This is a genomic window from Amycolatopsis sp. NPDC031561, assembly GCF_055580625.1.
Genome location: NZ_JBVILA010000021.1, coordinates 184,975 through 194,670, shown reverse-complemented (window position 1 = coordinate 194,670; position 9,696 = coordinate 184,975). Strand labels below are relative to the sequence as shown.

Sequence of the window (9,696 nt, the reverse complement as noted above, 5' to 3'; positions counted from 1 at the left end):
CCCGGCAGGTTCGACAGCGGGAGCCGTGTGACGCGAGAGTGTCACGCACGGTTCTGAGAGCGGCGGCGGGTGAAACTCCCGCCGCCGACTCACCATCGGCTGATCCATAAAAGCGAGTGGAAAGTCCAGATCGCCCAAGACGGGCTCCCTGAATTCACCGCACCTGCCTACCTCGACCCGACCGGAGAGCCAAGGCGCAACACCATGCATTTGCGGATATAGGCAGGACTTATTCGGCGGCGGCGGTGCTGTTGGCGGCGGCGAGCTCGCGGCCCGTTGACCGAGCGGTGAACGCTGCTCGCCAAGGCCGTCCTGCGGCGCGATGTCCACGCCTGTGTGACGCTCTGAGATAGCTTGGACACTCACCGTGGTCGACGTGCTCGTCGGCGCGCCGTTGACCCAGCGTCCGGAGAACGAAATCCTCGTCGACGCGATCGCCGGACAGGGGCCGATGCGGTCCGCTTCGTCGTGGCAAGGAGAGCATTTGGCACCTGACACGGGTGCGCCGTTCAATGACCGACTCGAGTCCTTTTTGAATCACAGAGCGTAGCCAAATCTAGATCATTTTCGTCTCAATTCACCCGCGCCGGGAACTGTCGAGGGGTGGGATGTCATGCTAGGTGTCCGACCATGGCCCTCTTTCGAACCGACCCCGTGTCGCCGGAGGGCCGGAAGAAGGTGGCAGATGACCTGGGCTAGGCATTCCAGTCGTCCCGACCCCGCTGAAGACCAGAGCCGGATGGCGGGTGTGCGCGCGGAAGAGGAAGTCCGCCTCACCCTGCAGAACGGCAGAGCCGCGCGAACCGTCGCCGGGCACTCTTCGAGTGCTCTCGACTGTGCGGAACTGCTGGCGATGCTCGGTCTTGAGGGAGTCCAGAAGAGGCACGCTCAGCGCACCTGACCCCCGATCCGGGTGGTCAGTTCGGCCGCGGTCAGACGGACCTCTTCCGCGAGGTCAGGCCAAGTTTCCCTGCATCCCTCGGCTCCCGGGCAGAGGTGGCGGAGGGTCACGCTGATCGCGGCCATCGGCCGGCCGCCGTGGTCGAAGACCGGGCAGGCCACCGAGGCGAATCCTTCGGTCACGTGACCGTCCTCGACCGCCCAGCCGAGTCTGCCCTCCGCGTTCAGCGTGCGGCGCAGTTCGGCGAGGGTGCGCGGGCCGCGATCGGTGCGCAGGACGAACGCCGACGCGGCCGGGAAGAGCGCACGCACGTGTGGTGACGGCAGGTGCCGCAGCATCGCCCTGCCCGACGCCGTGAGCTGGCCGGGCAGCCGGGCGCCGACCTCGGTGACCAGGGTTTCCGGTCGTGTGGGGCGCTCTTTGACCAGGTAAAGCGACTCGTTGCCGTGCAGTACGCCGAGATGAGCGGTGTGACCGACCCTGTCGGCCAGCTTGCGCAGCAGCGGGACGGCGAGCCGTTCCAGCGGGTCGTGTCGCAGATATGCCGAGCCCAGTTCGAACGCGGCGATGCCGAGTCCGTAGCGGCGTTCGGTGGGTAAGTGCGCCACAAAACCGGCGGTCTCCAGCTCGGCGAGCAGGTGATACGTCGTCGAGCGCGGCAGATTCAGCTCGCGCGCGATGGCGGCCGCCGACACCGGACCCGGCCGCGCGGCCAGGGCGCGAAGGATGCCGAGACCGCGTCGCAGTGCCGGGACCTCGCTGCTCTCACCCATGCCGACCTCCTCTGTCGCCGTGCGTGTCTTGGATACCAGACACAACCACCGGTTGGGGCCGCCCACCAGCGGGCATGGCATTGTCCAATGGGGCTATGCCGGAAACCGTACTTCTGGGGTCCGAATCGCTTCGGCCCGAACAGGTCGTCGCGGTCGCCCGTGACCACTCGCCCGTCGCGGTCAGCGAAGCGGCCGAGAAGAACCTCACCGCGACGCGTCAGCACATCGACGACCTCGCCCACGCCGAGGCGCCGACGTATGGCGTTTCGACCGGCTTCGGGGCGCTCGCCACCAGGCACATCCCGCTCGAGAGCCGTACTGCGCTCCAGCGGTCGCTGATCCGCTCGCACGCGGCGGGCGCGGGCCCGGTCGTGGAGACCGAGGTCGTGCGCGCGCTGATGCTGCTGCGCCTCCGCACCCTCACCAGTGGTTACACCGGCGTCCGCCCCCAGACCGCGCAAGCGCTTGCGGCCCTGCTCAACGCCGGGATCACCCCGCTCGTTCACGAGTACGGCTCCCTCGGCTGCTCCGGCGACCTCGCGCCGCTGGCCGCTGTCGCGCTCGCGCTGATGGGGGAGGGCGAAGTCGAGTACAAGGGCGAAGTCGTCCAGGCCGCCGTCGCGCTGAAGCACGCCGGGATCGAGCCGGTCGTTCTCGCGGAGAAGGAGGGCCTCGCCCTCACTAACGGGACCGACGGCATGCTCGGCATGCTCCTGCTGGCCGCGGCGGACCTGCGCAAGCTTCTCGACACCGCCGACATCACCGCGGCGATGAGCGTCGAAGCGCTCCTCGGCACCGATCGCGCCTTCGCCGCCGATCTCCAGGCCCTGCGCCCGCACCCAGGGCAGGCGCTGAGCGCCGAGCGCATGTGGAGGGCGCTCCAGGATTCGAAGATCGTCGAGAGCCACCGAGGCCCGGACTGCAACCGCGTCCAGGACGCGTACTCGCTACGCTGCTCGCCGCAGGTGCACGGAGGCGCACGGGACAGTCTCACGCACGCCGAGCTCGTCGCCGAGCGTGAGCTTCACTCCGCGGTCGACAACCCGGTCGTGCTGTCCGACGGCCGCGTCGAGTCGAACGGCAACTTCCACGGCGCCCCGGTCGCCTACGTGCTCGACTTCCTCGCCATCCCGCTCGCGGACGTCGCCAGCATCGCCGAGCGCCGCACGGACCGCATGCTCGACAAGGCCCGCTCGCACGGCCTGCCGCCGTTCCTCGCGTTCGACCCGGGCGTCGACTCCGGCCACATGATCGCCCAGTACACGCAGGCGGCCGTGGTCAGCGAGCTCAAACGCCTCGCGGTGCCGGCGTCGGTCGACTCGATCCCGAGCAGCGCCATGCAGGAGGACCACGTCTCCATGGGCTGGTCCGCCGCGCGCAAGCTGCGCAAGGCCGTCGAGGGCCTCAACACCGTCCTCGCCATCGAACTGCTCACCGCCGCGCGGGCACTCGACATGCGCGCGCCCCTGGTCCCGTCGCCGGTCACCGGCCGGGTCCGGGATCTCGTCCGCACCAAGGTCGAGGGCCCCGGCCCCGACCGTCATCTGGCGCCGGAGATCGCCGCCGCCGAAGAACTCGTCGCGTCGGGTGCAGTCCTCGCCGTGGCCCAACTGGAGGTCTGAGCCCATGTCCCGCACGGTCCGTGCCGCCCGAGGCACCACGCTCACCGCGAAGAACTGGCAGACCGAAGCCGCGTTGCGGATGTTCCACAACAACCTCGACCCCGAGGTCGCCGAGCGCCCCGAGGACCTGGTCGTCTACGGCGGCACCGGCAAGGCCGCCCGCAACTGGGCCAGTTTCGACGCGATCACCCGCGAACTGACCACTTTGGAGGGTGACGAGACGCTGCTCGTCCAGTCCGGCAAGCCGGTCGGCGTGTTCCGCACGCACGAGTGGGCGCCGCGCGTGCTCATCGCGAACTCCAACCTCGTCGGCGACTGGGCGACCTGGCCGGAATTCCGCCGCCTGGAGGCGCAAGGCCTGACCATGTACGGCCAGATGACCGCGGGGTCCTGGATCTACATCGGCACGCAGGGAATCCTGCAGGGCACCTACGAGACCTTCGCGGCCGTCGCGAAGAAGCGGTTCGGGGGCAGCCTCAAGGGCACGCTCACCGTCACCGCCGGGCTCGGCGGCATGGGCGGCGCGCAGCCGCTGGCCGTCACGATGAACGACGGCGTCGCGCTCGTCATCGAGTGCGACCCGCAGCGCGCCCACCGCCGTGTCGAGACCCGCTACCTCGACGAGGTCGCCGATGACCTCGACGACGCGATCCGCCGCGTGGAAGCCGCGAAGAAGGAGAAGCGCGCGCTTTCCGTCGGCGTGGTCGGCAACGCCGCCGAGGTGCTGCCGGAACTGCTGCGCCGCGGCGTCGAGATCGACATCGTCACCGACCAGACCTCCGCGCACGACCCGCTTTCCTACCTGCCCAAGGGCATCGGTGTCGACGAGTGGCAGGACTACGCGGACAAGAAGCCCGACGAGTTCACCGAACGCGCCCGCGAGTCGATGGCGGAGCACGTGGAGGCGATGCTCGGCTTCCTCGACAAGGGCGCCGAGGTCTTCGACTACGGCAACTCCCTGCGCGGGGAGGCGAAACTCGGCGGCTGCGAGCGCGCGTTCGACTTCCCGGGGTTCGTGCCCGCCTACATCCGCCCGCTGTTCTGCGAGGGCAACGGCCCGTTCCGCTGGGCGGCGCTGTCCGGCGACCCCGAGGACATCGCGGCGACCGACCGCGCCATGCTGGAACTGTTCCCGGAGAACGAATCCCTCGCCCGCTGGATCAAGCTGGCAGGCGAGCGCGTCGCGTTCCAGGGGCTCCCGTCGCGGATCTGCTGGCTCGGTTACGGCGAGCGCCACCTCGCGGGGCTGCGGTTCAACGAGATGGTCGCCAGCGGTGAGCTGAAGGCGCCGGTCGTCATCGGCCGCGACCACCTCGACTCGGGCAGTGTGGCCTCGCCGTACCGCGAGACCGAGGGCATGGCCGACGGCTCCGACGCGATCGCCGACTGGCCGCTGCTGAACGCGCTGGTCAACACCTCTTCGGGGGCCAGCTGGGTGTCGATCCACCACGGCGGCGGCGTCGGCATGGGCCGCTCCATCCACGCCGGCCAGGTCAGCGTGGCCGACGGAACCCTGCTGGCCGCGCAGAAACTCGAGCGAGTGCTCACCAACGACCCGGGGATGGGCGTCATCCGGCACGTCGACGCCGGATACGACCGCGCGGCCGACGTCGCCGACGAGCGTGGCGTCCGCGTGCCGATGCGGGACGCCGAGTGACCGCGTCCTCGCTGCTGGCGGAGATCTCCGACGTCGGCCGCGACCCGAAGCGTGGCGGCTACTCGCGCCACGCCTTCGACGCGGGCGAAACCGAACTGCGCGCGTGGTTCGTCGAGCGTGCGGGGCGGCTCGGGCTGGGCGTCGAGACGGACCGCAACGGCAACATCTGGGCCTGGTGGGGCACGCCCGGTCCGGACGCGGTCGTCACCGGGAGCCATCTCGACTCGGTTCCCGGCGGCGGCGCCTTCGACGGCCCGCTCGGCGTCGCGAGCGCGCTCGACGCGGTGGAGAGCTTGCAGGCCAAGGGATTCCGTCCCGCCAAGCCGTTCGCGGTCGTGGTCTTCGCGGAAGAGGAAGGCGGCCGGTTCGGCGTGCCGTGCCTCGGCTCGCGGCTGCTGACCGGGACCATCGACGCGGACAAGGCGCGCGGTTTGCGCGACCCGGACGGCGTCACGTTCGCCGAAGCGGCGGCGAAATCCGGCCTCGATCCCGAACGTGTCGGCCGCGATTCCGAGCGGCTCGGCCTGATCGGGCGGTTCCTCGAACTGCACGTCGAGCAGGGGCGCGGGCTGATCGATCTCGGCTCGCCGGTCGCCGTCGGCAATACGGTGATCGCGCACGGCCGCTGGCGATTCTCCTTCCAGGGTCAGGGAAACCACGCCGGCGCGACGCTGATCGGTGACCGTCGTGACCCGATGATCCCGGCGGCCGAGACCGTTCTCGCCGTGCGGAAACTGGCGAGGGCGAAAGCCGACGCCAGGGCCACGGTCGGCAGGCTCGTGCCGGTCCCGGGCGGGACCAACGTCATCGCGTCCACCGTGGACCTCTGGCTGGACGCGCGGGTGCCGGGCACGGACACGCCCGAACTGGTCGCGGAGATCGCGAAACTGGCCGAAGACGCGGCAGGTCAAGAAGGCTGCCGGGTCGAGGTGACCAGGGAGTCGTACTCGGACGACGTGATCTTCGATGAGGCGCTGCGGCGCGACCTGGGCACCTGGCTGGGCGGTCCGCCGGAGCTGCCGACCGGCGCCGGGCACGACGCGGCGATCCTCGCCGGGTTCGTCCCGTCCGGGATGCTCTACGTGCGCAACCCGACCGGGATCAGCCATTCCCCGGAAGAGTTCTCCGAGGCCGAGGACGTCGACCACGGTGCTCGCGCGCTCGCGGACGTCCTGGAGAAACTGTCGACATGACGACATATTGGTGTGAGCGCGCCTGGGTGCCGGACGGGATCGCCGATGCCGTCCGGATCGAGGTCGGCGGCGGGAAGATCACGTCCGTGACAGCGAGCGTGCCCCGCGAAGGAACCGTCCTGAGCGGACTGACCTTGCCGGGTTTCGCCAACGGGCACTCGCACGCGTTCCATCGGGCGTTGCGGGGGCGGACGCACCATGACCGCGGGACGTTCTGGACGTGGCGCGAGCGGATGTACTCGCTCGCGTCCCGGCTCGATCCGGACTCGTACCACCGCCTGGCGCGCGGCGTCTACGCCGAGATGGTGCTGGCCGGGTACACGAGTGTCGGCGAGTTCCACTATCTGCACCACGCGCCGGGCGGAAAGCCTTACGCGGAGCCGAACGCGATGGGCGAGGCACTGCGGCAGGCAGCCGAGGACGCCGGAATCCGGCTGACGCTGCTCGACACCTGTTACCTCGCGGGCGGTATCGGTGTGGAGCCCGACGAGGTGCAGCGGCGATTCTCCGACGGTTCGGCCGCGAAATGGGCGCAACGAGCCGGCGACTTGCGGGAGAAGGAGACGTTCCGGGTGGGCGGCGCGATCCATTCGGTGCGCGCCGTTCCCGAAGATCAACTGTCCGAAGTGGACAACGGTACGCCCGCGGATCGTCCGCTGCACATCCACCTTTCGGAGCAGCGGGCCGAGAACGAGCAATGCATGGCGGCCTACGGCTGGACGCCGACGGGCTTGCTCCACGACCACGGTGTGCTCGGCGAACGGCTCACGGCGGTGCACGCGACTCATCTGACGCCGCTCGACATCGAGCGATTGGGCGCGGCCCGCAGCCGAGCGTGCTTCTGCCCGACGACGGAGCGGGATCTCGGCGACGGCATCGGTCCGGCGCGGACGTTGCTGGACGCGGGGGTGCGGCTGTCCCTCGGCAGTGACAGCAACGCTGTCGTCGACGCGTTCGAGGAGACCAGGGCGCTGGAACTGAACGAGCGGCTCGCCAGCGAGCAGCGCGGCCGGTTCACCGCGGAGGAACTGCTCGCGGCGGCGACGGATCACGGCGCGATCGGGTGGGACGAGGTCGGTTCGCTGGCCGTCGGGGCGGGTGCGGACTTCGTGACCGTCAGCCTCGGTTCGGTGCGGACCGCGGGGATCGAGCCGTCCGGGGTGGTCTTCGCCGCCTCCGGGGCGGACGTCCGGGATGTCGTCGTCGCCGGGCGTGAGATCGTCCGCGACGGCACGCATCAGCTGATCGACCGGCCGGAAACGGTCTTGGCCAAGGAGATCGAGGCATTGTGGCAGTCCTGATCACGGGTATCGGCGAGCTCACCACGAACGACGACGAGCTGGGCAAACTCCGCGACGCGGCCGTCGTCGTCGAGGGCGAGACGATCGTTTGGGCGGGCTCGGCGGCGGACGCGCCCGACGCGGACGAGCGGATCGACGTGGACGGCCGCGCGGTGCTGCCCGGCTGGGTGGACAGTCACACGCACCTCGTCTTCGCCGGGGACCGGACGGCCGAGTTCGAGGCGCGGATGGCCGGGAAGGCGTACAGCGCCGGGGGCATCGCGGTCACCGTCGACGCGACGCGGTCGGCCTCCGACGAGCAGCTGGCGGCGAACCTGCGGCGTCATGTCGACGAAGCGGCGAGGCAGGGGACGACCTGCTTGGAGACGAAGACCGGGTACGGACTCAACGTCGAGGACGAGGTGCGCTCGGCGCGGATCGCGGCCGGTGTGGCGGACGAGGTCACGTTCCTCGGCGCGCATCTGGTGCCGCCGGGTGCGGACGCGGAGTCCTATGTGGATCTCGTGTGCGGTGACATGCTCGACGCCGTGGCGCCGCTGGTGCGGTGGGCGGACGTGTTCTGCGAGACCGGCGCTTTCGACGAGGCGCAGTCCGGGCGGGTGCTGAAGGCGGCGCGGGAGCGTGGCCTCGGACTGCGGGTGCACGGGAACCAGCTGGGGGAGGGGCCGGGAGTGCGGCTCGCCGTCGAGCTGGGGGCGGCGAGTGTCGACCACTGCACGTACCTGAGCGAAGCGGACGTCGAGGCTCTCGCCGCTTCGGACACTGTCGCGACCTTGCTGCCCGCGTGCGATCTGTCGACCCGGCAGCCGTTGGCGCCGGCGCGGCGGCTGCTGGACGCGGGGGCGACGGTCGCGCTGGCCAGCAACGCGAACCCGGGCAGCTCGTACACGACGTCGATGGCGTTCTGCGTCACGACCGCGGTGCTGCAGATGCGGATGACGATCGACGAGGCGGTCTGGTCGGCGACGGCGGGCGGCGCTCGCGCTTTGAGGCGTGACGATGTGGGCTTCGTGCGGCCAGGAGCGCGTGCCGACCTTCACGTGCTTGAGGCGCCTTCGACGACCCATCTGGCGTACCGGCCAGGGGTGCCGCTGACGGCCGCTGTCTGGCGACGCGGTGAGCTTCTGACCAGCGGTTTCGCCTCAAAGTGATAGCAAAGGTCCCTTGCTTTCCCCGTCGGGGTCAGGAGGCTTGACCGAGGGTTTCTTCGACGCGTTCCCGCAGCTCCGGCGGGAGTTCGCCGAGCAGGTGGGACCACTGCTCGATCCGCTTCTCGCTCAGGTGGGTGAGCAGGTCGAGCACCGGCGCCCACAGGTCCTCGTCGGCGGCCGCGACCCGCAGGAGGCCCCGGAACCGGCTCTCGGAGAGCAGCCCGAGGACGTGGTCGATCCGGCTCTTGTCGTCGAGGACGAACGCGATCCGGATCAGTGCCTCGTCGCCGATGACGCCGAGAGCCCTTCGTACTGTCGGATCGGGCAGGTGGCCGACGAACCGGCCGACGGTGATCCAGTCCTCGCGGCGCACCAGTTCCCCGGCGACCGCGACCACGGTGTCGAGCGGGATCCGCGCGATGATCGCGCTCGCCCTGCGCGGGTCCAGTTCGGCCGCGACGTCGGACAGGAACTGCGGCTTCAGCCGCTTCGCGACGTCGACACCACGGGAGGCGTCGACCAGCCCGGCGATCCGGGCGCACAGAAGCGGGCCGAAGACCTTCTCGGCGATCTTCGCGAGAATCGGGCTCGGGACGAGCTTGCTCGCCATCGCCATCCGCTCGAGGGCGGCGAGATTGGCGTCGAACAGCGTGTCCGTGACCTGCTCGCGGAACGTCTGGAGTTCGGCCGCGTCCACGGTCTCCAGGTAGGAAAGCCGCTCCGGGGTGGTGCCGAGGACGCGGGCGAGTTTGAGGATCTCCGCCTGCGAGGCGAAGTTCTCGGTGCTCACAGGCCCACCACCTTGCGGATGGTGCCCCGCAGCAGCGCGGGTACGTACTTCAGACCCTCTTCGCCCGCTTCGGCCAAGGCTTTGGCCTGGTGGTGGCGCGCGTCGCGCAACGCGTCGGAGAGGTCTTGTTTCTCGTTGTCGGCCAGCGCTTCGATACCTGCCGGGACAGGACCGCCTAGCTGACCGGTGAGTGTGCGCTCGGCCATGGTCGCTCATCATGCCTCATGACCCGCGCGGAGGCCGGGTGATCGGACCATCTTGACTTTCGTCCATGGCGAAGCGGCTGTCGCGGCTTGTAGCGTCCGATC

10 protein-coding genes and 1 pseudogene are annotated in these 9,696 nt (G+C 70.0%); 8 read left to right on the top strand and 3 right to left on the bottom strand.

What is annotated here, in order from left to right; translation table 11 throughout:
* Positions 1–90 precede the first annotated feature (90 nt).
* The 3 genes and pseudogenes from ACZ5IK_RS33125 to ACZ5IK_RS33115 all read left to right on the top strand — a co-directional run.
* Positions 91–222: pseudogene (locus ACZ5IK_RS33125) on the top strand (HNH endonuclease signature motif containing protein); the annotation flags it as partial.
* Between the two features lie 145 nt (positions 223–367).
* Positions 368–550 carry a hypothetical protein gene (locus ACZ5IK_RS33120; RefSeq protein ID WP_465491303.1) on the top strand — a complete coding sequence of 61 codons (183 nt, stop codon included), beginning with the start codon at positions 368–370 and terminating at the stop codon, positions 548–550.
* A 135-nt stretch (positions 551–685) separates the two neighbouring features.
* Positions 686–901, top strand: coding sequence for a hypothetical protein (locus ACZ5IK_RS33115; RefSeq protein WP_146044386.1), 216 nt, complete (start codon positions 686–688; stop codon positions 899–901).
* Here ACZ5IK_RS33115 and ACZ5IK_RS33110 read toward each other — a convergent pair.
* Positions 889–1,674 carry an IclR family transcriptional regulator gene (locus ACZ5IK_RS33110; RefSeq protein ID WP_465491302.1) on the bottom strand — a complete coding sequence of 262 codons (786 nt, stop codon included), beginning with the start codon at positions 1,672–1,674 and terminating at the stop codon, positions 889–891. The two genes, ACZ5IK_RS33115 and ACZ5IK_RS33110, sit on opposite strands and share 13 nt — an antisense overlap.
* A 95-nt stretch (positions 1,675–1,769) precedes the next feature.
* On the opposite strand from ACZ5IK_RS33110, the gene hutH reads away from it, so the two are divergent.
* Genes hutH through hutI form a run of 5 tightly spaced genes read left to right on the top strand, consistent with a single transcriptional unit; the run spans position 1,770 to position 8,598 of the window.
* Positions 1,770–3,296, top strand: a complete 1,527-nt coding sequence (gene hutH / locus ACZ5IK_RS33105; RefSeq protein WP_465491301.1) for a histidine ammonia-lyase — start codon at positions 1,770–1,772, stop codon at positions 3,294–3,296.
* A gap of 4 nt (positions 3,297–3,300) precedes the next feature.
* Positions 3,301–4,953 carry a urocanate hydratase gene (hutU, locus tag ACZ5IK_RS33100; RefSeq protein WP_465491300.1) on the top strand — a complete coding sequence of 551 codons (1,653 nt, stop codon included), beginning with the start codon at positions 3,301–3,303 and terminating at the stop codon, positions 4,951–4,953.
* Positions 4,950–6,146 carry an allantoate amidohydrolase gene (locus ACZ5IK_RS33095; protein ID WP_465491299.1) on the top strand — a complete coding sequence of 399 codons (1,197 nt, stop codon included), beginning with the start codon at positions 4,950–4,952 and terminating at the stop codon, positions 6,144–6,146. The genes hutU and ACZ5IK_RS33095 overlap by 4 nt, the downstream gene beginning before the upstream one ends.
* Positions 6,143–7,447 carry a formimidoylglutamate deiminase gene (locus tag ACZ5IK_RS33090; protein ID WP_465491298.1) on the top strand — a complete coding sequence of 435 codons (1,305 nt, stop codon included), beginning with the start codon at positions 6,143–6,145 and terminating at the stop codon, positions 7,445–7,447. The genes ACZ5IK_RS33095 and ACZ5IK_RS33090 overlap by 4 nt, the downstream gene beginning before the upstream one ends.
* A complete protein-coding gene (hutI, locus tag ACZ5IK_RS33085; RefSeq protein WP_465491297.1) occupies positions 7,435–8,598 on the top strand; it encodes an imidazolonepropionase in 1,164 nt (387 codons plus the stop codon). Before ACZ5IK_RS33090 ends, hutI begins: the two co-directional genes overlap by 13 nt.
* A 31-nt stretch (positions 8,599–8,629) precedes the next feature.
* On the opposite strand, the gene ACZ5IK_RS33080 is transcribed toward hutI, so the two are convergent.
* Together ACZ5IK_RS33080 and ACZ5IK_RS33075 are read right to left on the bottom strand one after the other, a co-directional pair.
* The gene (locus tag ACZ5IK_RS33080; protein WP_465491296.1) at positions 8,630–9,388 is read right to left on the bottom strand and encodes a hypothetical protein; all 759 of its coding nucleotides are present in this window, start codon (positions 9,386–9,388) and stop codon (positions 8,630–8,632) included.
* Positions 9,385–9,594, bottom strand: coding sequence for a hypothetical protein (locus ACZ5IK_RS33075; RefSeq protein WP_465491295.1), 210 nt, complete (start codon positions 9,592–9,594; stop codon positions 9,385–9,387). Before ACZ5IK_RS33075 ends, ACZ5IK_RS33080 begins: the two co-directional genes overlap by 4 nt.
* Positions 9,595–9,696: the final 102 nt, after the last annotated feature.